General features: G+C 50.9%; 21 protein-coding genes. 7 read left to right on the top strand and 14 right to left on the bottom strand.

The genetic code is table 11. The annotated features are described in order from the left end of the window. Positions 1-79: 79 nt before the first annotated feature. Complete coding sequence (locus ACLBLI_RS04445) at positions 80-382, bottom strand: EAL domain-containing protein (protein WP_414829955.1); 303 nt, start codon at positions 380-382, stop codon at positions 80-82. Between the two features lie 253 nt (positions 383-635). On the opposite strand from ACLBLI_RS04445, the gene ACLBLI_RS04440 reads away from it, so the two are divergent. Then, positions 636-1952: an APC family permease gene (locus ACLBLI_RS04440; protein ID WP_414829954.1), complete on the top strand. Its 1317-nt coding sequence runs from the start codon at positions 636-638 to the stop codon at positions 1950-1952. Between the two features lie 74 nt (positions 1953-2026). Here the strand turns inward: ACLBLI_RS04440 and ACLBLI_RS04435 are convergent, their stop codons facing one another. From ACLBLI_RS04435 to ACLBLI_RS04425, 3 genes are all read right to left on the bottom strand, one after another. Next, a complete protein-coding gene (locus ACLBLI_RS04435) occupies positions 2027-3022 on the bottom strand; it encodes a PA2778 family cysteine peptidase (RefSeq protein WP_414829953.1) in 996 nt (331 codons plus the stop codon). A 1-nt stretch (position 3023) separates the two neighbouring features. Further along, the gene (locus ACLBLI_RS04430; protein ID WP_414829952.1) at positions 3024-3404 is read right to left on the bottom strand and encodes a PA2779 family protein; all 381 of its coding nucleotides are present in this window, start codon (positions 3402-3404) and stop codon (positions 3024-3026) included. Between the two features lie 169 nt (positions 3405-3573). Beyond that, the gene (locus ACLBLI_RS04425) at positions 3574-4437 is read right to left on the bottom strand and encodes a hypothetical protein (RefSeq protein WP_414829951.1); all 864 of its coding nucleotides are present in this window, start codon (positions 4435-4437) and stop codon (positions 3574-3576) included. Positions 4438-4638: 201 nt separating this feature from the next. On the opposite strand from ACLBLI_RS04425, the gene ACLBLI_RS04420 reads away from it, so the two are divergent. The 3 genes from ACLBLI_RS04420 to ACLBLI_RS04410 all read left to right on the top strand — a co-directional run bounded on the left by ACLBLI_RS04420 (position 4639) and on the right by ACLBLI_RS04410 (position 9873). After that, on the top strand, positions 4639-5235 hold the full coding sequence (locus tag ACLBLI_RS04420; RefSeq protein WP_414829950.1) for an IMPACT family protein: 597 nt from the start codon (positions 4639-4641) through the stop codon (positions 5233-5235). A gap of 445 nt (positions 5236-5680) precedes the next feature. Beyond that, positions 5681-6781: an efflux RND transporter periplasmic adaptor subunit gene (locus ACLBLI_RS04415; RefSeq protein WP_414829949.1), complete on the top strand. Its 1101-nt coding sequence runs from the start codon at positions 5681-5683 to the stop codon at positions 6779-6781. 8 nt (positions 6782-6789) lie between these two features. Continuing rightward, positions 6790-9873 (top strand): efflux RND transporter permease subunit, encoded by a 3084-nt coding sequence (locus tag ACLBLI_RS04410; protein WP_414829948.1) that lies wholly within the window; start codon positions 6790-6792, stop codon positions 9871-9873. Positions 9874-10181: 308 nt separating this feature from the next. Here ACLBLI_RS04410 and ACLBLI_RS04405 read toward each other — a convergent pair whose 3' ends face one another. Then, entirely contained in the window at positions 10182-11546 is a 1365-nt protein-coding gene (locus tag ACLBLI_RS04405) for an alpha/beta hydrolase family protein (protein WP_414829947.1), read from the bottom strand. A 377-nt stretch (positions 11547-11923) separates the two neighbouring features. Beyond that, the gene (locus ACLBLI_RS04400; RefSeq protein WP_414829946.1) at positions 11924-13828 is read right to left on the bottom strand and encodes a M1 family metallopeptidase; all 1905 of its coding nucleotides are present in this window, start codon (positions 13826-13828) and stop codon (positions 11924-11926) included. Between the two features lie 377 nt (positions 13829-14205). On the opposite strand from ACLBLI_RS04400, the gene chrA reads away from it, so the two are divergent. The 3 genes from chrA (at position 14206) to htpX (ending at position 17039) form a co-directional block, all read left to right on the top strand. Continuing rightward, on the top strand, positions 14206-15360 hold the full coding sequence (chrA, locus tag ACLBLI_RS04395; protein ID WP_414829945.1) for a chromate efflux transporter: 1155 nt from the start codon (positions 14206-14208) through the stop codon (positions 15358-15360). A gap of 216 nt (positions 15361-15576) precedes the next feature. Continuing rightward, complete coding sequence (locus ACLBLI_RS04390; RefSeq protein WP_414829944.1) at positions 15577-15774, top strand: hypothetical protein; 198 nt, start codon at positions 15577-15579, stop codon at positions 15772-15774. Positions 15775-16163: 389 nt separating this feature from the next. Next, on the top strand, positions 16164-17039 hold the full coding sequence (gene htpX / locus ACLBLI_RS04385; protein WP_414829943.1) for a protease HtpX: 876 nt from the start codon (positions 16164-16166) through the stop codon (positions 17037-17039). 84 nt (positions 17040-17123) lie between these two features. Here htpX and ACLBLI_RS04380 read toward each other — a convergent pair whose 3' ends face one another. The 8 genes from ACLBLI_RS04380 to ACLBLI_RS04345 all read right to left on the bottom strand — a co-directional run bounded on the left by ACLBLI_RS04380 (position 17124) and on the right by ACLBLI_RS04345 (position 26012). Beyond that, positions 17124-18116 (bottom strand): AgmX/PglI C-terminal domain-containing protein, encoded by a 993-nt coding sequence (locus ACLBLI_RS04380; protein WP_414829942.1) that lies wholly within the window; start codon positions 18114-18116, stop codon positions 17124-17126. Continuing rightward, positions 18113-18631, bottom strand: coding sequence for an ExbD/TolR family protein (locus ACLBLI_RS04375; protein ID WP_414829941.1), 519 nt, complete (start codon positions 18629-18631; stop codon positions 18113-18115). The genes ACLBLI_RS04380 and ACLBLI_RS04375 overlap by 4 nt, the downstream gene beginning before the upstream one ends. Next, a complete protein-coding gene (locus ACLBLI_RS04370; RefSeq protein ID WP_414829940.1) occupies positions 18628-19218 on the bottom strand; it encodes an ExbD/TolR family protein in 591 nt (196 codons plus the stop codon). The genes ACLBLI_RS04375 and ACLBLI_RS04370 overlap by 4 nt, the downstream gene beginning before the upstream one ends. 5 nt (positions 19219-19223) lie before the next feature. Further along, on the bottom strand, positions 19224-19889 hold the full coding sequence (locus ACLBLI_RS04365) for a MotA/TolQ/ExbB proton channel family protein (protein WP_414829939.1): 666 nt from the start codon (positions 19887-19889) through the stop codon (positions 19224-19226). A 157-nt stretch (positions 19890-20046) separates the two neighbouring features. Beyond that, entirely contained in the window at positions 20047-20355 is a 309-nt protein-coding gene (locus tag ACLBLI_RS04360) for a hypothetical protein (protein WP_414829938.1), read from the bottom strand. Beyond that, entirely contained in the window at positions 20355-21077 is a 723-nt protein-coding gene (locus ACLBLI_RS04355) for a tetratricopeptide repeat protein (RefSeq protein WP_414829937.1), read from the bottom strand. Before ACLBLI_RS04355 ends, ACLBLI_RS04360 begins: the two co-directional genes overlap by 1 nt. Continuing rightward, positions 21061-23997, bottom strand: a complete 2937-nt coding sequence (locus ACLBLI_RS04350; protein WP_414829936.1) for a tetratricopeptide repeat protein — start codon at positions 23995-23997, stop codon at positions 21061-21063. The genes ACLBLI_RS04355 and ACLBLI_RS04350 overlap by 17 nt, the downstream gene beginning before the upstream one ends. Beyond that, positions 23994-26012, bottom strand: a complete 2019-nt coding sequence (locus tag ACLBLI_RS04345) for a hypothetical protein (RefSeq protein ID WP_414829935.1) — start codon at positions 26010-26012, stop codon at positions 23994-23996. Before ACLBLI_RS04345 ends, ACLBLI_RS04350 begins: the two co-directional genes overlap by 4 nt. Positions 26013-26014 lie beyond the last annotated feature (2 nt).

Here is a 26014-nt window from a genome sequence, read left to right as displayed (position 1 = left end):
TTACTGTTCTCGAGAGGCCTTTGTCCGACAACGTGTTTTGTCTTTCATGTGCGGCATTTCCCGTAAATAGGCTAAGCTGTCACTCTTTTGTCGGGAAAAGTTGTTCAATTTTCCCGACCGGCTGCGGTTTATGAAAGAAGTATCCCTGAAAGCTGTCACAGCGAAGGGCTTTTAATACTATCGACTGACTTTCAGTTTCCACGCCTTCAGCCACAATGTGTAAGTTTAAGCTCTTTGCCAGCGATATTATCCCGCCACACAGCGTTGCGGCTTCCTGACTTTCAATGATGTTATCGACAAAGGATTTATCAATCTTCAGGTTAGTGATTGGAAGATTTCTCAAATAGGAAAGACTGGAGAAGCCGGTACCAAAGTCATCCAAAGAAAAGCTTATTCCCTCTTTTTGCAACTACGCAAAACCGTTGCAAACGCTTCGCTTACTTAAACCAAAGCCACTTCAAGGATTACTGACGTATTTGTCACTTTTCGTTCGCTTTCAGCGTCAATTTTATATTGCTTCATAAAGCGGTTATCGCTGCGATGACATCTGACGACATGAGTTTATGATCATTGAGCCCATCACTACCGTTAGAACCTTTATACACAGAGCAAACTTTTCAGGAGAGGAGTCATCTATGTCTGATAAGGACGGCGAAAATGAGAATAGCGACTACCAGAAAAACAGCCTGAGTTTATGGGGCGCCGTGTCTCTGGGCACCGGCGTCATGATTGGTGCAGGTATCTTTGCACTTACAGGGCAAGTTGCAGAACTCGCAAAGGAATGGTTTGTTATGGCCTTTCTTTGCGGAGGCGTCATCGCGTCTTTCAGCGCTTACTCTTATGTCAAAATGGCGCAGGCTTACCCGTCAGCAGGCGGGATTGCCATGTTCCTTAGCAAAGCCTATGGTAAAGGCAGCATAACTGCCATCATGGCGTTGCTAATGTATTTTTCTATGGTAATCAACGAGTCACTGGTTGCCAGGACCTTCGCCAGTTACACCAATCAGATAATCCCTTTTGAGGCAGACTGGCTTATCCCCGTGATGGCAGTCGGGCTGCTGGCATTTGCATTCTTAGTCAATATCCTGAGCAACAAATTCATTCAGACCTTTTCCTTTTTTATGGCTTTTATCAAAGCACTCGGGCTTGTCGTGTTGGCCGGCGGGGGGCTCTGGGCAGCCGGATTGAGCTTTGAATCTGTCGCACTCACCCCTCCATCTGATTCGGGAGGCGACATCCTCGCGGCCATTGCACTGAGTATTCTGGCCTACAAAGGATTCACGACAATCACTAACAGCGGTGGTGAAATTGTTGAGCCTAAAAAAAATGTAGGGAGGGCGATTGTTATCTCGCTGGCCATCTGCGCCAGTATTTATTTACTTGTCACTCTGGCTGTCGGTTCCAGCTTGACGATTGATGAAATAGTGAAGGCCAAAGATTATGCACTGGCCGAAGCCGCGCGTCCGGTATACGGTAGTACCGGCCTTACTATTACCGTGGCATTTGCTATTGTGGCCACCGTTTCCGGGGTAATTGCCAGCGCCTTTGCCGTTTCCCGTATGCTAGCCATGCTAACAGATATGGAACTGGTTCCGCATAAACACTTTGGCATGCCTGGCGGCATTCAAACCCATACTCTGGTCTACACCATTGTTTTTGCCATGCTGTTGGCGGCGTTCTTCGATCTCAGCCGTATCGCGTCGTTAGGCGCCATTTTTTATATCATTATGGATATCGCCATACATTGGGGCGTGCTCAGACACTTACGTCGGGACGTCGAGGCGAATCCGATAATTCTTGTCAGTGCGATCGTTTTGGATGTGGTCGTGCTTGCGGCATTTTTATGGATAAAATGGCTTAAAGATCCTGTCATAATCTGGGCGTCGCTAATTGGGATCTCACTCATAGCGGTGGGTGAAGTCCTCTTTCTTCGAAAGAAGCGAGAAGGCTAAGCTTGTGCAGCCAGAACGTAATCTGCCCTTTCAAAACGATTCTGTGAATTAAATACAGGAAGCTTCAGTGCCTTTCAGAGCGGCACTGAAGAGCTTTCCACTGGTTGTATTTCGCAGTGTTTCTGTGCTGCTCCAGTTCGTTCTGCTATTGCCTGTTGGGTTTTGTGAAGCGCCGGGTCTTGCGGAAACCGGCTCAATGCCAGCTCAAGTACTTTTGATGCTTGCTTATCGCAACCCTGATTAGCAAGCACATGAGCAAAATTATTCATGTAAGCAGCCTGATACTGACCAACATGATAGCCTTTATCAAACCAGGCTATCGCCTGTTTCGGCTTGCTTTCTAAATAGTGATTCGCCAACAGAAAGTAGGCCAGCCATTGATCCGGCCACTGTCTGGTTGCGGATGCCAGAAACGCCAGTGCTGCATCGGTTCTTCCCACGTTAAGCATGTCGTAGGCGGCGCTGGTATAAGTAAACGCATCCAGAGCCGGGCTGGCTTTTTCTGGCGGCAAGGGTGCCATGTACCAGTAATTTCCCCGCGCCCAGGTTTTCTCGAACAGCTCAAATGACATGGTATGGTCGGGGGTAACACCGGTGTGAAGCGTAACTGTGCCAGCCGGAAGGTCGTAGCCAATCACCACGGCATAATGCCATTGTGGCAGTAACTCAATAGACAGGTTCTGAAACACAATCACCGGAATGTCATCATCCACCAGCCTGAAAAGCTGAGTCAGCGTGCCGCGTTCTGCGTAAGGCAAAAAGCCATACTGGCGGGTTGCGCTCACCATTTCCAGTTGCAGGCTGCCTTCACGTTCGGGAATAAAGATCTTTGGCGCAATATCTTCTGCGTCAACGGGCTGACCATAAAACGTAAACACTTCGGATAAGGTGGTAGGGCCGCAATAATATTGCTGCTGTGCAAAGAAAGGCATATCTGCGATGTAACTGCTCCCAGACAAACCACTGGGGCGCTCAGCCCTCAACTGTTCCGACTGAGGGGTTGCAGTACAACCGGTTAACAACAAAAAGCCTGCAATCAAGCAGGCTTTTATAACCAATGATGTCGTCATATTAGCTGTTTACAGGTCGGATAAACGGATACACATCAGTAACGCCAATAAGATCCAGAATAGCAATAATTGCCAGTACTGTAAGGACGGCACCCACGATGCCGCCAGCTGGCGCGTCATTGATGTGGTCGTTTAACTGCGCAATCTCGTTTGGTGTCATCGCGTTTATTCTGTCAATGGCATCATTACGATCTACGCCAAGACTCACCAGTTTATTCTGGACATCTTCCCGATTCACCATTTCAATAAGCTGCTGCTTATTAAACGATGCCGTTTGCGCCTGCATCACACTGTCAGAGCTAATCGCTTCCGCCTGAACGTTTCCGGCAACAAACAACAGGGCGGTGAGTGTACCTAACATCAGCTTAGTGAAGTATTTCATTGTTCTTCCTTCTTCGTGTTACATCATTACAAACGTTTAATCACAAACTTAAGTACTATCAAGTATTAGGTAAAGTTCAACTTTGCAAAAATGCGATGAGTCAGCACATTGCCTGATGACGATTACCTGACTCATCGCAGACCAATAATTATAAGAAGCTCACTCAGTATTAATTATTTGGCCATTGTGCCCAGTTTGAGCAGTGGCTGCCTACATCCCTGCCAGCAGGTTCTCTCAACTTGCCGCCATAAATAGCATTCATAATGGCTCTGGGGCTAGCGGTAAGCTCTCCTTTCTTACGGGAGATTACGCCAAAGTGAGCCATAGAAAAGCCATGCCCCATTTCATGAATTGCGACTGTAGGGAAGTCTATCGTACCTGCCGGGGTGTCTTCCGCATCAGACCATTCAAAATCATCATTGTAGTAAACCTCGCGAATAGCAACATCACTTTTACCGTTGTTATCAATGTCTGTAAGATTTCCGTTTTCATCCACCCATGTCAGTGTAAATGCCACGCCCAATACGTTTGGGTTTTGCGCGAAGTAAGGAAACTCTGTGCCATCCAAGAAGCCAACTTGCGTCACATCTGCCTCCGTGAAGGCCAGCGTTATCACCCCGGTGTTGAAGAAGTTCTGCACTAAGCCGGGCGATGTCGCATCAACATAATTTTCGACCAGCATCATGTTAGAGCATGTTTGATCATCCCAGGTATCTACAGCCAGTCTCATCCCCCCGATGGCATCGGACAGGTTGACATCAGTTGACAGGTTTCCGCTTTTAATACCGTAATGAACACCCGGTCCCGTTCTCCAGAACGAGCGTGGATCGTCGTAAACAAAATCCTGGACAAGCTGTCCATTTCCCAGATCTTTTCTAAGAACTTCTATTCCACCAGCGACGCCGTCTGCGCCTGTTGTCAGATACTCGATAGTTGTTAGTACGGCTGTATGACCAGCGTAGTCGTTTGCGAAAGTAGTGACGGGGGCGGCAAAGCAGGTCGCTGCTATTATTGCTGAAAGGGCTTTTTTCATTCTTTTATTCCTGCGTAAAGTTTAAGGGTTGTCCTTTACTGCACTGGTATTTAGAACTACTCACCAAAAGGTACTTTTGAGCATATAAGCAAATCAATATACTGCAAGGATTTTTAAATTTATCTTAAAGCAAACCTGTCATCGTTCTTTTGACATATGCCCTATAGGCAGTGATAAGCATTATGCGGTACCATTTATTACATGAACTACCCTATCCCTGCCCGGCAACGGGAAACGCTGCTGGAAATAAAGAAAAGTAAATTTCACGCCCGGGCTGGGTTTGTCGATTCCCGCGAGGCGGCCATGGCGCTGTTGGAAGAGGCACGGACTTGCTACCCTGATGCGCGTCATCACTGCTGGGCCTATGTGCTTGGAAACCCGGCCATGCCGTCCAGTGCCGCCATGTCTGATGACGGAGAGCCCAGCGGCACTGCCGGCAAACCCATACTCAATGTACTGCAGCATAAAGACGTCGGTGATGTGATGGTTATCGTAAGCCGTTATTTCGGTGGCATAAAGCTCGGCGCAGGCGGCCTTGTGCGCGCTTATTCCGGCGCGGCGCAACAAGTGATGGAATCGCTGGAAATAAAAACGCAGATCGCGCTTACCACCGTTAGCATCGATGCCGACTTTAAACACGAACAGTATTTACGCCACTGGGCCGAGCAGCAAAACGGACAAGTTATTGGCTGCGATTACGCACAGCACGTCAAAATTACACTTGCACTTCCGCACTCCGCGCTGGCAGAGCTCGAGGCTTTGTCAGGTAGTCTTGGACTTAACGTTCACGACGCCTGAAAACTGAAGCCACTCAGGCTAATGTACAGCGTTTCCCAACCAACACCTTGGCTTTCCCGCTGTAACTTTAATATGTATATGTGCAATGCGCTCGCGCCAGCTCCGTCGCTTTTCTGAAAGACATCAGGGAAGAGGCGGACAAGTCTGTAGTCGTTCAGACAGACAGCCAGGTGAATAGAGGTTAATTCGCATCGTTCCTGTAACAAGCAGGTGCTGCATCATGTCACTGCCCGATGCCTCGCCGATAATGTTCTGACTGGTAAATAGTACGACTGTGATTAGCCACGTTGAGCGCAAAAAGAAAACTATTTTGTATCCGGTAGCGTAAATGACATATTACCAACCCTAATACACAATATATTCCGGCTTAGCGGGCGCGTTTTCCGTGCTTAAAAGTCTCAGTTAGCCGTACTTAAAAGTGTTATCAGTCAGGGAGTTGACGCTAATGCGTACTGTTTTTCCGATCATTTTATTGTTTGTTCTTGTCGGTTGCTCAGAGCCTAAAGAACAACCGGCATTGTTGCGCTCAGTCATTGCTACCGACGTCCGGTTTTCAGACGGGAACGAGGCCAGAGTGCTATCCGGCGTCGCGCAACCGGCGGAGACCAGTCAGCTCAGTTTCGAAGTGGCTGGTATTGTCGAAAGCGTCAATGTGAATCTGGGTGATGCGATTGAAAAAGGCGATGTACTGGCCACGATTGAAGCCAGAGTGTTTGAGCTTGCTGTGAAGCAGCGACAGGGTCAGCTATCAGAAGTGCAGGCCAGGCTAAATGAGGCGCAAACCGATTTTCGCCGCAAGCAGCAGTTAATTGACTCGGGCGCGGTTTCCCAGGCTGAATTAGATGTGGCTAGCACACAGTTAAAGTCATTAAAGGATCAGGTAGAAGTCGCCCGCGCACAGCTTGATCTGGCGAAAGAGGATGTTGCCGATACCCGTCTTGTGGCGCCCTATGCCGGCACCATTGCAGAGCGTCACATCGAACCCTCACAGCGCATTACCCCTGCGCAGCCAGCGTTTACCATTCAAGGCTCAGCAGGCATTGAAGTTGCCGTGCTGATGCCGGAAAACCTGGTCGGCAACGTCTCCGTAGGTGACGCAGTCTCAGTGACGGTCTCTGCGATTGAGGAAGCGACGCTTGAAGGCACGATTTTTGAGGTTGGCAGCCGGGCGCAAAGTGCCAATGCTTTTCCGGTGACGGTAAGATTGAATGACACCCCCGATAAGCTGCAGCCGGGCATGAGCGCCGAAGTCACCTTTCGCTATCAAAACAGCGATAACACTTCCGCCTTTGTGGTTCCCCTGTCAGCGGTGGCATCAGCAGATAACAATCAGCACGTTGTCTGGCAGCTGACAAGTACCGACAACAGCGATGAATTTATCGTGAGTGCGGTGTCGGTGAACGTATTGTCTATGGATAAAGACACCGCACGGGTAGAGGGCAAGCTTACCGACGGTATGCGAATTGTGCGCTCTGGCGTAGGATTTTTAAAAGAAAATCAACGCGTCCACATTGCCAACGGCCATCCTCGCTTGTTTAACGAGTAGGCGGCGCTATGAAGTCTCTTTCCCAACTGAGTCTGGAACAAAACCGCCTGATGCTGGCGGTCGTGATCGTCATGATGCTGTACGGACTGTTCAGTTACTTTACCCTGCCCGCGCAGGAAGATCCGTCTATCACGATTCGGGAATCGGTGATCACCACCACGTATCCCGGGTTGCCTGCTGATAAAGTTGAGTTGCTAGTCACCAAAACGTTGGAAGAAGCTGCCAGAAAGCTCCCTGAGATCGATGAAATTCGTTCTGTCTCTATGACCGGAAAATCGATTATTCACGTGAAAATTCAGGATAAGTATTTTGAGCTGGAACAAATTTGGGACGATTTACGCGACGAGCTTGAGCAGGTTCAGGGAGATCTGCCAGAAGGCACCTCGCTGCCGCTGGTGAACGATAATTTTGGCGATGTGGCAGTCCTGACTGTCGCGCTATTGGCAGAAGAGAGTTATACCGCTGGTGAACGCTACGATTTCGCACAGCACATCCGTGACTCGCTGTTTAAGGTTGAAGGGGTAAAACGCATCGATTTGCTCGGCGTGCTGCCTGAACAAATTGCCATTGAAATAAACAATACCAAGCTCTCCCAGCTAAACATGTCTCCTAACCAGTTAGTGACCATGTTACAGCAGCAGAATATCATTCAGCCGGGCGGCACCGTCGATGCCAACGGCATGAATTTCACTATCCAGCCCTCAGGTTATTTTCAAACCGTGGCCGACGTTGAAAACGCGTTAATCGCGGTGCCAGGGCAACAGGAAACCGTGCTTCTTAAAGACATTGCCAGTGTAACCCGCGAACCGGTCGATCCCCCCTCGCGCACGGCCTTTTATCAGGGTCAACCGGCCATTATATTTGCGATTGCGAAGAGCGATCACGTGGATGTACTGAAATTCTCCCCACAAATGGAGGCTGAGCTTGCGCAACTTAACGCGATGCTACCTGCCGGGCTGTCACTGGAAACCATTACGCGCCAGGCTGATGTGGTTGAAAAAGCGGTAGACGGCGTCAGCCTCAACGTGCTGGAAACCCTGGCCATCGTATGTACAGTGGTGATCCTGTTCCTGGGATTCAGAGCCGGCTTTATCGTGGGCGCTATCGTACCGGGCGTGATTTTGCTGACGATCGCCGTGATGTCGTTTACCGGCATGGTGCTTGAGCGTATGTCACTGGCAACGCTCATCATTTCGCTGGGCGTACTGGTGGACAATGGCATTGTCGTGGCCGAGGACTTCAAGCGACGACTGGAAGATGGTGAATCGCGAGAGCAGGCACTGGCTGACAGTAGCCGGTCATTATCGTTTCCGTTATTGACCTCTTCTCTCACCACCATTCTGGTATTTCTGCCGCTGATGCTGGCAGACAGCGCCGCTGGCGAATATACCCGCTCGATATCACTGATTATCCTGATTTCTCTGTTGGTGTCCTGGCTGCTGTCGCAAACTATTACGCCTTATTTGTGCTATCACTTTGTGCCTGCACCGGGCGAGCAAAAGAAATCACGTTTTACCGTAAGCCATTATTTTGAGCGCCTTAACCCGTTTTATGAGTCGTTCTTGCGCCGCATTCTCAACTTAAGGATCCTGTTCGTCGGTCTTATGGTAGGGCTGTTTATGCTTGGCGGTTACGGGCTCTCACAGGTGCCGGCAAAATTCTTTCCGGATTCAGACCGCGCACAAGTGCTGGTGTATCTCGACTTACCTACCGGTAGTTCTATCAGAGAAACTAACCGTACTTTGCAGGCCGTATTTGAACGTCTGGATGACAAGCAGCGTTTCCCTTATATAGACAAACACGTCGGCTATGGCGGCTTTGACGGCCCGCGATTCGTACTTTCTCTGACACCCATTGATCCCGAGCCCTCAAAGGGTTTCATTATGATTGATGTAGGGCAAAGAAAGCATGTTCAGCCTACCATCGACACCCTGCGTACTATGTTCGCTCAGGAGTTTCCAAACGCCTTTGCCCGCGTAACGAAAATGTTTCTGGGGCCATCTGACTCCAGCAAAATTGAAATTCAGGTAAAAGGGCCTGATAAAGACTTGCTGTTTACCACTTCCAAAGCGCTAGAGCGGCTTCTTGAAGGCTTGCCCGGCACCTATGATATTCGCAATAACTGGGAAAACCGGGTTACCCAGATAAAGCTGGATATAGACCAGCAAAAAGCCCGCAGAGCCGGCATAAGCTCGGCGGATATTGCCCAGACGCTGAATACCTATTTCTCGGGGCGCGTGATTACTGAGTACCTGGAAGGCGATGATATTCTGCCTGTCATCATTCAGGCAAAAGAAGAGGAGCGCTTTAATCTGGATCGCGTGAAAAGCGTGAATGTGTATTCCCAGTCGCGGAACGTGAGCGTGCCGCTGACGCAGGTAGCAGAGATCAGGTACGAAACCGGTTTTGCCCGCATTGCCCGCGAAAACCTGTTCCGAACCATTACCGTTGAGGCAAAGAACTTCACCTACAACGCCGAAGAAATGGTACCTATGCTTCAAGAGGATGTTGCAGCACTCAGTGACACCTTACCTTACGGCTATACCATTGAGTACGATGGTGTTATTGAAGAGTCCAAAAAGTCACAGGAGTCACTGAACACCTACATTCCGTTGTGTCTGGGCATAATCGTGCTGTTGTTGATTGCCCAGTTCCGCTCCTACAGGCGGACACTGATAATTCTGCTCACCATTCCGCTTATTATCATCGGCGCGGCGGTAGGGCTGATTGTGATGCAGGGTAACTTTGGTTTTATGGTGATCCTGGGGCTTTACGCGCTGGCTGGCATTATCGTCAACAATGGTATTGTTCTTATTGAGCGAATTGATGCCGAGCGCAATGAGCTAAAAGAAGATGGCGATCACGCCGAAGCGATCGTGACAGCGAGTGTCAGACGACTGCGCCCGATCCTGATGTCCGCAGCCACCACTATTCTTGGGCTGGTACCGCTTATTCTATCCGGTGATGTGCTGTTCTATGCGATGGCCAGTGCAATCGCATTTGGCCTGGCTGTGGGTACGATTTTAAGTCTGGGCGTAGTGCCGGTGCTGTATTCGTTGTTTTTCAGGCTGCAGCCTCAAGCCAAGTCATAGTCATGTGCCAGCAGAGCTCTACCGAACAGGTCAGAACCTGTATACGCCAGAGATAAGCAGTAAAAAGTGCGGGACGTGTTTCAGGCAAGCGGGATGGCAGATGGCGAGGCGAGCAGCTGGCCTGAACCGGATCGGCTACCTGTTATTCACTGTTGGTAGCGACAGCCGCACCTACGGGTACAGCTTTCGCTATGGCTTTTGCTCATGGCGTTTGATGCAGCTTTTTGTGCATGCCTATTGATATTGCACAGCGCATGTCACCTACTGCGGCACTGCGCCCTGCCCGTCCCTGACGGTTCAGGTTACGATTAAGGCTGTTGCCGGAGGATCCAATCAGCCATCAGCGCCAGCGTAGCTTCATCAAAGGTCTCGGTAATGCGCGCATATTCATCAGGTAATCCCGATTCAGCATGCTGAAACAAATGATTAAGTGCAGGCTGTGTCTTTACTGTTAGCAGCGTATTGTTGCTTTTTTTATATAAGTCCTGAATGCCCTTAGCGTTGGGCATAGCAGCTACCTGACTGTCTTTTTCGCCGTAGACTGCCAGCACCGGTATCGACAATGTCGGCAGCACCGCAGCAGGATCATAGCGCAAAAACGAACTGCCCCAGGGCCCGGTCATAAACCGGGCGTTCATGCGTGCACTTTGCTCTGGCAGTCCCTGGGCGATGAGAAACGCAAAGACTTCATCTTCGGAATGGTCTTTTTCAGCCAGTTCCAGCGCTTTTGCCATCACACTGTACGCAGCATCTGGGTCCGGTGCGCCATAAGCCTCCGCAAAGTCGCGCTGTTGCGTGAGCCACACTTCGCGTCCAGAAACGCCAGGCGCAGCAAGCAATACCATCCAGGCCACGTTATCCTGTTCCATCGCGAACAGCGGGCCGGTCATGCCCCCTTCGCTATGCCCGATTAATCCAATCTGATCGGTCTCAATGTCGCTTCTATCGCTAAGATACTGATACAACGATGCGACATCTGTTGCAAAATCCTCAAGTGTCGCACCTTCAAAGGTGCCACCTGATCCGGCAACGCCGCGGTCATCCGCCCGCAATACCGCAATACCCTGCCGGGTAAGGTAATCGGCAATCACTTTAAATGGCTTGTGTCCGGCCAGGGTTTCGTCTCTGTCCTGTGGGCCTGATCCGGTAATAAGGATTGCCGCGGGGAACGGGCCTTCGTCGTCAGGTAGCGTAAGCGTACCCGCCAAAGAGAAATCTTCACTGATATGCGTTACCGTGACCTCTTCAACGTGGTAGGGATAAGGCGGCTCAGGCTCTTGCGGGCGTGCCATGGCATCTTTATTGGCTTTGGCCTGGGTGGAGGTTTGCCGCATTAACGTTAACGGAAATGAACGCCCCATTTGACTGAAAGTGCCCTCTATTTTCGCTGACGACACCGTACCTTCGTATTTAGCCCCTATGGCCTGAATATCCAGCATGAGCTCGGGGGCATCAAAAGTAACCAGATTCACCGGAATGTTCGTTGCTCCCTGACTAGGACTGTCGAGGGTTGCCTGATAGGTATCGCCGGTTTTGCTAAGGTGCAGCACCAGCGGTAACACCATGCCCTCCTGTACCTTCAACTCTCCCTGCCAGTCACCGCTGATATCGGTGTTTGCGTTAGACAAAAAGCTGCACATAGATAGCGTGAGAATTATCCATAAACGAACCATGTTTCCTCCCTGAGAAATGTGATGAGGTAATAGTGTTAAAACGCCACTAGCATAGCATTAGGATCACAGCCTGCCGGACACAGCTCGCTTTTTCAGGACCTGTCTGAATGTCACTCTTCGTCCGATAGCGGCAGCGTTTTCGCGTTATTGTTGTAAGGGGAAATCCGTTACACCGGCAAAACTGTTGTTTATTCTGCCTGAGGTCTCGCGGTTTGTTTTTTAACAGCTTGAAAGGCCTTGCCACACAAAAGGTTCCAGCGATAGCTAAAGTAAAAAAACCGCGTGGCAACGAATGTTGCACGCGGTTTCAGAGTAGACCTGGGACCCTGACCGGTATCAGCCGCTGCCAGATACCGCAAAGGTGCAGCGCAAAACGACTAGGGGTTTACAAACCCTTCGTTCGCTTTAATCGTTAATGGGTGGTAACCCGGTTTGGCCTCTTCAAACGCTTTAGCTGCAAAGGCTTTGCCTTCCGGCGTTTTTGATAATTCGCGATACAGCGGTTTCACCAGTTTGTTACGACCAATACTTACCAGATACTCATACAGTCTGTCGTAGGCAGGCTTGTACTCGTTCTGCACGGCCATCAGCAACCAGCTATGTGCAATTTCATTATTTTTACTTTGGGTCAGTGAGAACGCACTGTCGAGTTCCGCGAGCTGTTCGTCACTAAGCTCGGTCGGCAGGTTATTCAGAAAGTATAACCACTCGTGTACGGTCCAGTCCTGTGTCGCAATGTCGGCAGCCGCCTTTTCGCCGTCCAGCCATGCCGTGCGTTGCTCATCGATGATGGTGAATGCTTCGGATGTTGGCACCGGCGCGCCCTCAGGCAGGCCCGGCTCGAAAATCCACGCCAGCACACGCTCCCGGTCCAGCTTCTCCGGGTACTTTTTCAATAGCGTCTCATCCAGATAAGCGATGAACTCATCGGTGGTAATACTCTGAAACGCAAAGTGATCAAAGTACTGCACTAAAAATGCATCAAAGTTTGCCCGACCAATTTTTTGCTCAATTTCTCTTAAAAATAACGCGCCTTTCTCATAGGGAACGTCAGAGAACACGTCATCCGGATCCCGGCCTCGTAAGTCAATAGCCAGTATTTCATCGTTGTCGGGTAGCGCATTGATGTCTTCCTGCAGATCCTGATAGCCAAGAACCGCTTCCATGCGATAGCGGTCATGACCGTAAATCATTTCCATAATGCGGTAGGTCAGGTAAGTCGTGAAGCCTTCATTCAGCCAGAGGTCGCGCCATGTGGCGTTCGTCACCGTATTGCCTGACCAGCTGTGTGCCAGCTCATGGGCAATCAGAGAAACCAGACTTTTGTCGCCGGCAATCACCGTAGGCGTGATAAACGACAGACGTGGGTTTTCCATGCCGCCAAACGGAAACGATGGTGGCAGGATCAGTAAGTCGTAACGATCCCAGCTGTACGGTCCGTATTTATCTTCTGTGGCTTCGAGCATACTTTCAGTATCTTCAAACTCCGCTGCCGCGGCGTCAAGCATCGAGGGTTCAGCATAGACACCGGTGCGCTTGCCCATCGCCTTAAATTCAAGATCGCCGATGGCCAGCGCAATCAGGTAAGAGGGTACCGGTTGGGGCATGGTGAACTCATACACGCCGTCGCGGGGCGTGTCCGGATCGTTCGCGGCACTCATCACAGCCAGCAATTCGTCAGGCGTACGAATAGTGGCATCGTACGTTACCCGAACCTGCGGAGAATCCTGCAGCGGAATAAAGCTGCGTGCATGTATCGCCTGAGCCTGTGTGAACAAAAACGGGTGTTGTTTGCCGGCAGTTTGGGCTGGCGTCAGCCACTGCACGCCTGAGGCTTCCGGTGAAGTGGCATAGTTTACGGTTACCGTAGTCGCAGATTCAGGCAGCGTGATAGACAACGCCGTACCCAGTGCGGGATCGGTTTCCCCCATCGTATATTCAACGGGCTCGCCTGCTACTGTCACACTGTCGATATCCAGCTCGCGGGTATCCAGTACCAGCGTGTTTGCAGCGTCCTTCTGGCGCTCTACTGTCAGCGTTGCACTGCCTGTTAGCTGCTTATTGTCAAAGTCCGCCGTTAAATCCAGGTCGATATGCTTTACCGTTATTTCATCCGGATTGGCAAAAGAGTGATAGTCTTTGCCCGCTTCTATCGCTGAGGTGTCGCTGCCAACCTGAGCTTTGCTCTCGCTGTTCTCAGCCGTAACATTGTTGTCTTTCACTGGTTCTGAGCAGGCGAATAACAGCGGCATCGCCAGTGATATCCAAAGTATGTTCTTCATCGTTTTCCTTTTTCACACACATAAGCATTATGGGGTTCACGAGTTATCTGCTGACTTTCTGCACTTTTTGAAATCAGGCACTTACCAGCTCAGCAGGCTTACTCGTTTTCTGACCAGAGCAGCATAGCAAAAAAACCGTGATAATGATCCCGGTACGCCCCAACTTTCCGTTGATTGTCTTCTCCCTACAGATGTAAACCGGATAATCGGGCAATGACTGCCTTGAATCCCCCTATTTTAATCATTCGACAGTTATCGACACAGAGTAGCCGCGCATGAGGTTATCTGGCCATTCAGTCTGACTCCGTTTCGTCATACACTGTAATGAAAAATCCGGCTGAATTGATACTGCTAAAGGCACTATGAAAGAAATATTTGTGCGTTTTTTAATACTGGGAGTTACTGCGTTTGGTGGCCCCACTGCTCATATTGGTTATTTTCGTCACGCCTTTGTTGAGAAATATCGTTGGCTGAATGATGCCCAGTTCGCGCAGTTGTTGTCACTAAGTCAGTTTGTGCCAGGCCCTGCCAGCAGTCAGCTTGGCTTTATGCTGGGATATCAGCGAGGAGGAATTGCTGGCGCATTGGCAGCCTTTGTCGGATTCACCCTGCCGTCGTCGTTGCTCATGTTTGGTTTTGCTAATGGACTGACGTTGCTGACGGGCAGTGCAACCGCCGTCATTCATGGCCTGAAACTGACCGCCTGCATTATTGTGGCAGATGCTGTTCTCACTATGTTCAGAAACCTCTGCCCCGATATCCCCAGACGGATAATTGGGTTAGCAGCGCTGATAGCGGTGTTATTAATCAATACAATCTGGCTGTACATGGCAATCATCATTCTGGCAGCACTGGCGGGATGGCGGCTATGTTCAGAATCGGCGAAACCACCTGCTGTCGCACTGCGGGCGCCGGGGCCGGTGGCGGGTGTTTGCCTGCTGTCAGTGTTTTTGCTGTTATTTGTCAGCCTGCCGCTGGTAACAGGGCCCCAGCCAGGTCCACTGTCGGTTTTCTACGCATTTTATCAGCCTGGCGCGCTGGTGTTTGGGGGCGGACACGTGGTCTTGCCGATGCTGCAAAGCACTGTTGTGGATAACGGCTGGATTAGCTCTGATGCCTTCTTGGCCGGTTATGGTATGGTGCAGGGAATGCCCGGCCCCTTGTTTACGTTATCTACTTACCTGGGCGCGCTGATCCCCACTTCCGCCCCTGCGTCGACAATCGCACTGCTGGCCACGGCCGGATTGTTCCTTCCCGGGTTTTTGCTGGTGATGGGTATCCTGCCCTTCTGGTCGAGGCTTATCGCCATGCCTGGTGCCACCAATGCGCTGGCCGGAGCCAATGCTTCTGTGGTTGGGATCCTCGCGGCTGTGTGGGTGAATTCTTTGGTACTCACGTCAGTTACAGGCCTCATCGACGTGATTATCATTGTGCTTGGTTTTTTGGCATTACGGAAGGCGTCAATGCCGGTATGGCTGCTGATTGCGGTTATCACCGGACTTGGTTTTTTGGCTCACTACGTACTTGTCTGACTTACCATCGCTGTCAGCGTCCCAGCGTACTTTGGCGCTTCATAAAGATGGCGCTGACATTCTTTGCTGGCAGGATCATGGGGTGAAACCACTGACGCTACATGCGTTGCCACGCCGGTTTAATCGACTAATCAGATTATCACCATAGAAAAGTCCGTCTTTCCCCTCTGCCGCGCGTCGCAGATACTTACCCTGAGATAACAAACGGTAATCGTTATGACAAAGTCTGTACTGGTAACCTGCAGCCTCGTTGCAGTGGTCTTCTTGGTAAGTGTCGCACTCACCAGTGATGTGATCCTCGGAGCAAGTGTGACGATGATAGCACTGTGTTTTCAGCTATCCGTTTTCTGGATTTTCTCGTCTCTGCGAGAGGCCGGAATGGCAGAACGCTGCCAGCCAGCCTCACGCCGGTAGACAGCGTCCACATGATGAGTTATCAAGTCGCCTGGTACGTTTTTACGCCATAAACAAACCTGGACCTAACCACTTTTTGCATAAAACAGTTACCGTAGTGCGTGAGGCAGGTTCAACCTCACTTTGCGACCGTGTCTGTGACGGGCCTAAATATAAACCCGTTACTCACAACTGACCTTGCACTTTTCAAATTCACCATCCATTTGAAAGTCTGAAGCTGTATTAGTGTAGCTTCTGTCAAAAATACATGCTTTTCCCGACATCCGTTTGCGCTTATCGGGTCCGGCTTCATGAATTGGAAAATAGTATCGATATACCTCATGACAAATCTTGTTAATTGAGTGGAACGCATCCATATTCTCAGGTAAATCAGTCGGAGGACGTTGGCAGTGTTACGTATATTTCTTTTTCTAGGCACCAATATCGCCATTCTGGCGTTACTTAGTCTCACTTTCAGTTTGTTCGGTATTGACAGTTTGCTAAGGCAAAATGGCGTCGATCTTAACCTTAACGCGTTGCTTATCTATTCTGCGGTGATTGGATTTGCAGGTTCTTTTATATCGCTTTTTCTCTCTAAATTTCTTGCCAAACGTTCCATGAGAGTTCACGTGATTGACAGGCCAGCCAACAACACCGAGCGCTGGTTGTTACAAACCGTGCAACGTCAGGCTGACGCCAGAGGAATTGGGATGCCTGAGGTAGGCATTTTTGAACACCCTTCACTTAATGCTTTTGCTACAGGATGGAATAAAAACAACGCGCTGGTTGCAGTCAGTACCGGCCTGCTGCGCGGTATGAGCGACGATGAAGTAGAGGCGGTGCTAGCGCACGAAGTCAGTCACGTTGCTAACGGTGACATGGTTACCATGGCTTTATTACAAGGCGTAATGAATACTTTCGTTGTATTCCTATCCAGAGTGATTGGCTTCATTGTAGACAGAGTCATGTTTAGGGTAGAACGTGGACACGGCCCTGCATTTTGGATTGTGTCTATCATTGCTGAGCTGATTTTGGGTGTATTGGCGATGATGATAGTGATGTGGTTTTCGCGTTATCGTGAGTTTCGGGCTGACGCGGGCGGTGCCGCCTTGACCAGCCGACGCAGCATGGCCGCTGCATTGATGCGGCTAAAGCAGCACCAAAACGCACCGCCGATGCCAGACGAGATGGCGGCGTTTGCTATAAGTGCCGGTAAAGTTCAGGCCCTGTTTGCCAGTCATCCACCTCTTGAAAAGCGTATTGAGGCGCTGACTGGAAAACGGTAAAAGCGGATACAGTGGTGACACGAGCCTCACCCGGCTTACCTTTAGCCTCGGGGCAGATCACCACTGACGACTAATTACCGCTCGCTAGTAAGGCAAGAAGTTGAAGGCGTATTCCAGTTGCGTTTGTGACACATTTTGTGCACCGAAATTGATCATCGCCACCCTGGCCAGTAGCTTGTTTTCCAAATCAGGATTATTGAGCTCACTGTTCACAATACTGATGTCAGAGACCGAGCCGTCTGGTTCAATCGTCAGTTTCATCGTCACTTTCCCCTGCAGTGCAGGATCTTCTCGTAATGCCCGACGATACAGGGAGTACACTGCGCCTTTATTGGCATCCAGCATCTTCCGGATTGAGGCCAGATCGCGATTACCTATCACTTCAGACTCTTCTTCAATACGTTTCGCTGCCAGCGAGGCCGCGCCCTCTTCAGGGGCGGCAAACTCTGTCGTGCGGCGGCCCGCCAACTCTCCACGCGCACCAATATTCTGGCTGACTTCTGCATTCTGTACACCACCACTGGTTTGCGTAACCTGGTCGGCGGCAATGCGCTTACGCTCTGTTTTTTCGGCCTGCCCGGCTCCCTCAATCATTTGCGTGTCGGCCAGATTATCCAGGTTCGCACTCTCTCGCATACTTAGCAGATCATCCTGAAACGCCAGCAACCCAGACTTTTTCGCATTTTCTCTGGCTTCCGCCACCTTTTCTTCCTGCGTTGGTTCCGGCTTTGGCTCCGGCTTCGGCTCGACTTTTTTCACCGGTTCCGGCTTTGGCTCGGGTTTCTCTTCCGGTATTGGCGTCTCCACCGGCGGGGGTGGTGTTTCCTCTACCACAGGCTCTGGCTCCGGCTTCACTTCCGGCGGAGGAGGCAATTCAACCGTTTCAATTATTCTTGCCAGTTGTGGAGGCAGCTTCTCTTCCTCTTCGCGGGGCACTGGCGGTATCTCGGTAAGTTGCACAATAACGGCCAACAGTATTGTCAGCGCCAGCACCACCACTGAAATACGTGTAAAGCGCTTATTTTCCTGATCCGACGACGACCAGGGTAGCTGAGAGTTCATTACAACAGCACTCATGAATCCCCCTGCGCAGACGGGATCTGCTCTACTGCAAGCGCGACATCCGTATAGCCTTCACTGGCGCAGGTAGCCATAATTTTCTTAAGCAATGCATAAGGCACTGTCTCATCACCCATAATGGTAATAGGCAGGCCTTCGCCTTCCTGCGCTGCAGCTATGTCAGAGAGCTGCCGACGCTTTTTTCGATAATTCAGTTCGCTTGCCAGTGCGTCGATGGTGTCTTCGCCCTGTTGCATCACGTCGCTGACATTCGCAATTTTTTGCCCCTGCAATATCAGGCTCTGGTTATTAACCAGCAGCAATAACGTCTCTCTGGCTGGCGTTTCGGATGTCGCCTCCGGAAGCGTCACCGACTTGTGATTGTCCAGCACCTGGACATCGGACGCATTAAGCATGAGAAAAAAGACCAGGATGGTAAATATATCCATCAGTGACACCAGACTCAGTTTCGCCTGTTGTGACTGACGCTTATGATGGCGTTCCATTCTTTTGGCACGCATAGACTGCTTCATTCGGCACCTCCGGCACGCGCATCATCGTTCTGTTGCGAGGCGCTAAGGATTGCGTTTAAGTCAGACAAATCCGCAGGTACCTCTGCAAAGCCGACTTCAGGAAACAGCTCTGCATCGACGACCGACGCTGCGACCACATCTTTATATGAGCGCGTTGTTTCCAGCAATGTCACTATTTGCTGGTACGGCACGGAATCATTTATCAGCAAAGTCACGTCTTGTTTCTCAGCCCCTTTTGCCAGCAGCGTTTGCTTAAGCTGTCTAAGAATAAGCTGCAAACCGTCCCAGTCCTGCACTACCGCACCATTTTCCTGCGTTTTCACAGGCAGGGCCTTAATCAAATAACCTTCTGGAAAAAATACGGCAATCCCTTCTTCTCCCACCAGTACTTCCAGGTTTTCCTGCTCGATGACTTCTGCCGCACTCTCGCCCTGTAAACCAGGCAGACTCAGTTCAATCACGGTAATACGGGAAAACACCATCATCATTAAGAGCACAGGTACCAACACGATCATGAGATTCATGAACGAGGTAATATCCAGCTCTGCATCGGCTTTAGGGCGCTTTACTCGCCTTCTAAGCATCATGGGAATTACTCGTCAGACGCGCGGGTATTTGCAGATAAGGTTTTTCTGGCCATCAACAGGTTAATGCACTTCACACCTGCCATTTCCATGCTATCCACAATCTCTGTGGTTTTGGTTTGCAGCATGGCGTGAAATGCCAGTAGTGGGATCGCAGAAATAAGACCAAAGGCTGTGGTGTTCATAGCCACCGAGATACTTTGAGAGAGCAGGCTCGCTTTTTCTGCCGGATCGGCATTGGCCACCGCCGAGAAGGCGGCAATCAGACCTATGATCGTTCCTAACAGACCCAGCAACGTGGCAATGTTCGCCAGTGTACCCAGGTAAGGGGTACGCTTCTCAAGACGCGGAATGGTTTCCATTAATCCTTCTTCCATTGCGTATTCTACATCTTCGCGCCGAGGGCTTAGTTGTAAGCGAGCAATACCGGCACCAATCACCCTGGTAACTGGCGCGCCATCACGCTCACTTAATCGCACAATGGAGTCGTACTGCTTTGCATTGAGCATAGGCTCGATTTCCGCAAACGCTCTCTTGTTGGTTCTTTTGGCGTTGATCAGAAACACATAACGCTCAATGGCAATAGCAATACCTAATGCCAGTACCAGCGAAATGGGAAACATAAACGGGCCACCTTCCTGGAAGAAGCGAACCACAACATTGAAGAAATCCATACCTAACTCTCACTTTAATTTCAGTATTGCGTTGTTGTACCGCAATTTACCGTTGTTTTCGTTATCGCCTGACTAACATATCAGGCCGGGTTTATACGTATTGCCGAGACCTCATCAGCCACCTGTGACAGATGAAATGCCAGCCGCAACGCTATTGTCAATCGTGCTCTGTTGTTGCACCGCTTCCCTGCATAACCTGTTCTACTGACAGCTGTCGGGTAAAGCTGTCACGATGTATTGGCCGGGGCGATATCAGGCTGGGCTGCCAGTCCAGCGCGCCTTCAATAGGACGGTACTTTGGCAATTGCCAGGGCACAATACTCAGTACCCGGGGTTGCTCCTTATTCCCCCTGATTGTATCTTCCAGACGCAAGGGCTCATTATTTTCAGTGCGTGTTTCCGACTGCGCCATGGCGTTGTAAGGCAACAGCACCAACAATGTGAAAATAGTCAGAGCGGTTTTCATCAGCGACCTCCAGTCTGCGCCATCTGGCGTGATAAATCTGCAATCCAGGCATTAATTTCACGACCTTCAGATGTACTGGCAAAGTCATCCTGTTTTGCCAGTTGGATATCCCGGTAGCGCTCATAGTCGGCTTTCGCCTTCGCTTTATCTCCAAGATATAAATCATAAAGAATGCCCCGGTTCCGATACGCTGGCGCATAGCCTGCCCAGCCATCCAGTGCCCGGTTGTAATGCATCAGCGCCTCATCAAACAACCCTTTTGCTCTGAGCAGGGTAGCAATGCGATTATGCGCAAAATACGTATATGGATTGGCATTGACTGCCTGCCGGTAAAAATCCTGCGCTTTATCCGCCTCCCCGGTCTGCAAGGCATAGTCACCCTGCAACACATACATGGTTGCGGTACGCTGAGGGTGCGCCATCAGTCGTGCCAGCAAACCGGCGGCATCGACGCGCTCTCCGCTTTGTACCGCATCCTGTGCTTTACCCAGCAATGCTTTGGTCTCGTCTGTCAGCGGCTTTTTAGCTTGCTGGTACAAATTCATCGAGGCAAGCAGCGCCTGTCCGTTTTTAACGTTAGGATCTGCCACTTGGGGCGTCGACTCCGTTACCGTTTCTTCAGCTTCTGGATTAGGCGAAGGTGCGGTATCCGGCTTCGTCGCACAGGCGGCCATCCCCAGGCAAAGACCCGCCAGCAATACGTGCTTAAAAATCGGCTTCATCAAGCACCTCGGTGATTTCTTCTTTGCGATAACGAACCGGCAATAACGCCGCCAGCTTTGCCATACTGGCCTTTATCCATTCATCATAAATACCATCTGGAATTCGCGCCGCGTTAAGCTCATAAACGTCTATCGCCTTCTCTTCAAACGGAAACGCCTGTTCTTCAAGCAAGATGTCGTATTGCGTTGATTCCAGTGCGGACAACCCCTCCGGGCGTTCAGAGTCCATCAAATCTTTCGCCAACGTCAGATACAGTTCACCAAGCCGGTGATTGGCTTCGGTAACGTAATCTCTGACACCATAACTGATAACCTTATTGAAAGACGCCAGCGCGTTATCCAGTGCTTCGCGCTTATCCACCAGCGACGCGCGCAGTGGTGCCGTGAGTTTAATGCGCTCAAAGACCGTTTCGGCATCAGTGGCAAATACCATTGCACTCATTGCAGCCAGTGTCCGCGAACGGCCTGTTGCCTTATCGCCAGCAGCGTCCTGTGCGTCCATCAGCTTTTTCAGCCAGTACCGGCGTTTCGCTTCATCGCCCCTCGCCAGATAAAATTCGCTCATTTTATAGCGCGCTTCTGTTGCCTGAGAGAAGGGCTCGGGGAACGCATGGGCGTAGTCACGGTAGGCAGCTAAGGCCTCTGAATTCATATTGGCCTGTTCAAAATATTCCGCCGCCTGCCACAGTGCTTCGCGGCCGGCATCTGTGGTGGGAGACTGCTTATAAGTTGCTAGCAAGTGAACAGCGGCACGGTCCCACTGACCGGTTTGTTCGTAGACAAACAGCAGCTTATCGGGGATCGTTTCCTGAAGAGGATTCGCGGGGAACCGACTCTCAAAGTCCAGCAGCCAGCGCTGCGCTTCTTCATACCGCTGTGCAGTCAATAAGTGACTGATCACATCGTACTGGGCATTAATTCTGGCATCACTGTCAGGCAGCGACGCAATCAGGGTTTCCAGAAACGTGATGGCTACCGGCAGATTATTTTGCGCCACGGCGCTATCTGCCTGACGATAAAGGATAGTGGCATACGCACGTTTCAGCTCATCGACTCTGGGATCTGAGGCAGGCAAACGGGTCAGCAATTGCTCAACTACCGGCTGCGCATCGGCATAGTGTTCCAACCCGTAAAGGCTGTACGCTTTAACCACTATCGCAGCGTTTTCGTCCTCGCGGGTAAAAGTTACCCCTTCCGGAGGCTGATAAGCTAGTAACCAGTCGCTCCACTGTGCGGCCTGCACATATTGCTGGTTATCAAAGTAATATTGCATGAGGGTCTGCGCCACAGGCAGAACACGCGGATCGCCGGTAAATGTATCGACAAACCGTTTTCTGCTGGCATTCTGCGCGTCAGTATCTCCACTCCCGGCCAGCGCCATTTCATTGTGCGCGAGCAGTGCCGAATATGCCGCTTCCGCCGACTTTTCATGGCTCAGGTTGGCATACGCAAAGGTTTCGTAGGCGTCTACAGATTCCGCGAACTGTTGCGCTTCGAATAAACTCTCTGCCAGAAAGAACTGCATATCCGGCGTGCTCTCATCGTCAGGAAACAGGCTGATAAACTCTCGGTAGTATCGCGCTGCCTTTGCGTAGGCTTTGTCTTTTTGTACATCGGTCAGTGCCCGCACCATTTTCGCCTGACGCTCATTCAGGCTCGCATCCGGCTTGGTTTTCGCCAGCGTCTGCGCGATGCTGTGCTCAGACTGAGACAGCGTAGTTAAGTATTCCCTGAGGTAAGGTGACGACTTTTCTCTGTAGATCTCAGACCACTCATCCCAGACACCATAAGTGCGGCCAAACGTATTCACAAAACCGGCTTTCGCCTCCAGCGCCAGTGACGGGAACTCGCCCAACAGGTACGCATCCACATGTTTGACATAAAACGCCACAGACAGCGGATGCGAAACATGGTGATATGCAAACGCCAGATATACATCAGCAGCGTCTTGATAACGGTCATTATTCAAATGTTGCTGTGCCAGTTCGTCGTACACCAGATAACTGTGTGGCGCAGGCTCACGATCAGCGTAAAATTCTGCGATGGCTTTGCCGTCGCCCCGATAGGAAAACAGAATAGCCATGACGCGCAGTGCATCTGAAACCAGCTTTTGTTCACCTTTTGGCAGCATGGCAACTTCAGGCGGGGTTCCGTTAAACGCAAATACCGCTTCCGGTAGCGCAGAGAAACTGGCGTCGACCATCGTATCGAACGCTTCCAGTGCATTACCAAACTGCTCAAGCTTATAGTGCGACCATCCTTTCATGTACGCTGACATGACAAAGAAGTTACCCGAGGCATCCACCTCCATACTGTTGCGATAGGCTCTGGCGGCCTCCCGGTAGCGGTCATTACTATAATGGGCCTCGCCCAGACGAAACCACGCCTCTGATGCGTGAATAGAATCAGGTTGCACCTTCAACAGCTGCGTTAACACGCGGACACTGTTCTCAGTCTGTCCCTGCAAGTCATACGCCCTGGACAGTTGGTACAGTATTTCTTCCTGCGTTTTTTCATCCGGATAGGTGGCCAGCAACGCCTCGTAGGTATCAATCGCGCGTTGCCACGCTTTGCTGTTGTCGCTGCTTTTCGGATCCTGCGTGCCTGCTGCCTGATGCTTTTCTGCCAGCAGCATCTCAACATCTCCCAGCCTCAGCTGAATGTGCTGTGCCAGTTCAGGGTCGTTAAGTTTTTCCAGGATCACGCCATAGCCGTCCCGTAGCTCGGTCAGTGGGGCAATGGGCGCTTCACTGGGGGTCACCGAAACCGGCTTGATATTCAGAGAGTTCAGCAATGGCGTATCGGTTTGCGTGGCAACAACCTGCGTGTCTTCCTGCGGAGCAGTAGCACAACCGGCGAGTATCAGCGCCGAAATTACACTTGCGCTAAGTAATGATGGGTTATGAAAGCGGGATATCATGGCTGCCCTCCCTGCGAGTCAGGCTGCCAGCGGTCACGCAACTGCAATAAGGCTAAACGTGTGGTCGTTTGCTGATCCAGCAGGTACGCACGGCGTGTTTCCAACGCGTCTTCTGTTCGTGCAATCAAGGTTTGTGTTACCACATCAATCAATCGGTTTGTTTCCTGCTGACGCATTGCCACCTGCTGCCTTGCACGCTCCACGCGGGTCTCCTGCGCATCAAAAATCATCGGGTTCTCAACCAGTTCGTTTAAAGCGTTAAGCCTGATTTCAGCCTCGTCCCGTAACGCCTGAAGTGACGCAAGCTGGTTTTTATACTGCCATGCCAGCGGTACAAACTGATCATCAATTTGCCACTGTATAATGCTTTTTATGCGCGCCAGTCGCGCTTTATATTCAGGTTTAAGTTCCTGACTTGCGAGTATTCTTTGAAGCGTTTCTTCAGCTTCACTAATACGCGCCAGTGTCGCCTGCTGCTCTGGCTTTGCGAGCGCGGCAATCGCGTCAAAATACGCACTGTCTGAGGAAGGAGCCTTTGCCACCTCCATAGCTCTGTTTACACGCTGCTCAAGCGCATCCGCCTGCTGGCTGATGGCCTGTAGCGTCTCATCATGTGAAGCGGTATCAATGGCTCGCACGCGCCGGGCGTGTTCAATTCGTCGCTCTTTTATCAACGTAGCGAACTGGCCGACACTTTTTTCCTTTGCGGCAAGCACGCGCTGCATATCAGACAATGTGCGCAGATGTTGTAACAGTGAGTAGCTCGACTGCTGCGCGTCGGTTGTAACAATACGTTTTAAAATATCACGGTGAACCTGAGGCCAGGCAGCATAGGCATCAGGAACGGACTGCACATCATTGGACTCCGATAGCGCGCTGCCGATTGCCGCCCAGTAAGCGCTGTCTGAAATTTGCGCTTTCAGCGCGTCCAGTTCGGCCACAGCCTCGGTTAATGCGTTATCCAGGGTTTCAAAATGGATAAGCGCGTCCTGATAACCTTTGTGTCTGGCATACCCCAGACCTAACGCATGACGTGCCTGAAGCGTATATAAATTTTCGGGTTGTTCGGTGAGAAACTGCCAGATCCCCATTGCCATTGGCCAGTCGTCACCCTGCGCCAATGCCCAGCCATAGCCAAGCAGCGCCTCATCCCGCGCCAGCGTCTGCCCCTTGATTTGACCAAATGCGTCGGTTGCCGGTGCCAGCTTACCTTCAGCCAGCAACGTTTGACCGCGGGCCAGCAGAATTTGATTAAGCAGTGCCTGAAACTCGTTTTTATCTACCTTCTCTGGTGTAGGATCAGGGTTTATGCCAAGCCAGCTAAGCCAGCTTTGTTTGGGGGCTTCTACCGGCGCCAGATTTGTTACCAGTCCCTGTTGTGCTCTGGCGAACAATTGCTCTGCCTCGCGGAATTGGTTGGCAGCGAAAGCCTGCACACCGCGGTTATAAAGTAAATAATAGGTTTCGATATCGGTGTTGGTGAGCTTATCGAAAAATGCACTTTCCTTGCCCGCCAGTATGTCGATATTGGCTGCCATATAGTGAAGCTGATCCCACTGCGCTTCAGTCAGATAAGAGGTATCGCCGCGCGCATCGGATGCGGCATAGTCGGCAATGTCCTGATAGTGAACTTTGGCTTTACCTTCGTAGGCCTGGGAAAAATACAGTCGGCTTAACCAGTATCGTGCCCGGATCAGGGTCTTGAGGTCGCTTTGCGGATCATTCAGCACGCTCTGCAATGCCTGCTGCGCATCGCCAGGCATCCCCCACCCCAGCGATACGCCGCCATGAATGAGGTTAAGCTGACGCCGGTCTTCAGGCTCCAGTACCCGTTGTTGAGATACCGCTATCTGTGTCAGGGCGTTGAAGGGATCTGATTCATACAACGCATAAACCGCCTCGCCAAGGTGAATGCGTGACATGGGATCAGTATTGTCGGCAGGCTCCTGGGCACTGGCATTGCAAGTTGCTAAAAACAGTGCGATGCACCAGCGAAGGTGAGTGGGTTTCATCATTC

Origin of the sequence: Alteromonas sp. H39 (assembly GCF_047556435.1) — a bacterium.
In the GTDB taxonomy this organism is placed as follows: Bacteria; Pseudomonadota; Gammaproteobacteria; order Enterobacterales; family Alteromonadaceae; genus Alteromonas.
Note: the sequence above shows the minus strand (reverse complement) of the source record. Positions and strands in the feature narration are given on the sequence as shown.

What these genes read in the sequence shown, in the direction of transcription:
- ACLBLI_RS04440 (WP_414829954.1), top strand. Translation starts at nt 636, where the DNA reads ATGTCTGATAAGGACGGCGAAAATGAGAATAGCGACTACCAGAAAAAC.
- ACLBLI_RS04435 (WP_414829953.1), bottom strand. Translation starts at nt 3,022, where the DNA reads ATGACGACATCATTGGTTATAAAAGCCTGCTTGATTGCAGGCTTTTTG.
- ACLBLI_RS04430 (WP_414829952.1), bottom strand. Translation starts at nt 3,404, where the DNA reads ATGAAATACTTCACTAAGCTGATGTTAGGTACACTCACCGCCCTGTTG.
- ACLBLI_RS04425 (WP_414829951.1), bottom strand. Translation starts at nt 4,437, where the DNA reads ATGAAAAAAGCCCTTTCAGCAATAATAGCAGCGACCTGCTTTGCCGCC.
- ACLBLI_RS04420 (WP_414829950.1), top strand. Translation starts at nt 4,639, where the DNA reads ATGAACTACCCTATCCCTGCCCGGCAACGGGAAACGCTGCTGGAAATA.
- ACLBLI_RS04415 (WP_414829949.1), top strand. Translation starts at nt 5,681, where the DNA reads ATGCGTACTGTTTTTCCGATCATTTTATTGTTTGTTCTTGTCGGTTGC.
- ACLBLI_RS04410 (WP_414829948.1), top strand. Translation starts at nt 6,790, where the DNA reads ATGAAGTCTCTTTCCCAACTGAGTCTGGAACAAAACCGCCTGATGCTG.
- ACLBLI_RS04405 (WP_414829947.1), bottom strand. Translation starts at nt 11,546, where the DNA reads ATGGTTCGTTTATGGATAATTCTCACGCTATCTATGTGCAGCTTTTTG.
- ACLBLI_RS04400 (WP_414829946.1), bottom strand. Translation starts at nt 13,828, where the DNA reads ATGAAGAACATACTTTGGATATCACTGGCGATGCCGCTGTTATTCGCC.
- ACLBLI_RS04390 (WP_414829944.1), top strand. Translation starts at nt 15,577, where the DNA reads ATGACAAAGTCTGTACTGGTAACCTGCAGCCTCGTTGCAGTGGTCTTC.
- ACLBLI_RS04380 (WP_414829942.1), bottom strand. Translation starts at nt 18,116, where the DNA reads ATGAGTGCTGTTGTAATGAACTCTCAGCTACCCTGGTCGTCGTCGGAT.
- ACLBLI_RS04375 (WP_414829941.1), bottom strand. Translation starts at nt 18,631, where the DNA reads ATGAAGCAGTCTATGCGTGCCAAAAGAATGGAACGCCATCATAAGCGT.
- ACLBLI_RS04370 (WP_414829940.1), bottom strand. Translation starts at nt 19,218, where the DNA reads ATGATGCTTAGAAGGCGAGTAAAGCGCCCTAAAGCCGATGCAGAGCTG.
- ACLBLI_RS04365 (WP_414829939.1), bottom strand. Translation starts at nt 19,889, where the DNA reads ATGGATTTCTTCAATGTTGTGGTTCGCTTCTTCCAGGAAGGTGGCCCG.
- ACLBLI_RS04360 (WP_414829938.1), bottom strand. Translation starts at nt 20,355, where the DNA reads ATGAAAACCGCTCTGACTATTTTCACATTGTTGGTGCTGTTGCCTTAC.
- ACLBLI_RS04355 (WP_414829937.1), bottom strand. Translation starts at nt 21,077, where the DNA reads ATGAAGCCGATTTTTAAGCACGTATTGCTGGCGGGTCTTTGCCTGGGG.
- ACLBLI_RS04350 (WP_414829936.1), bottom strand. Translation starts at nt 23,997, where the DNA reads ATGATATCCCGCTTTCATAACCCATCATTACTTAGCGCAAGTGTAATT.
- ACLBLI_RS04345 (WP_414829935.1), bottom strand. Translation starts at nt 26,012, where the DNA reads ATGATGAAACCCACTCACCTTCGCTGGTGCATCGCACTGTTTTTAGCA.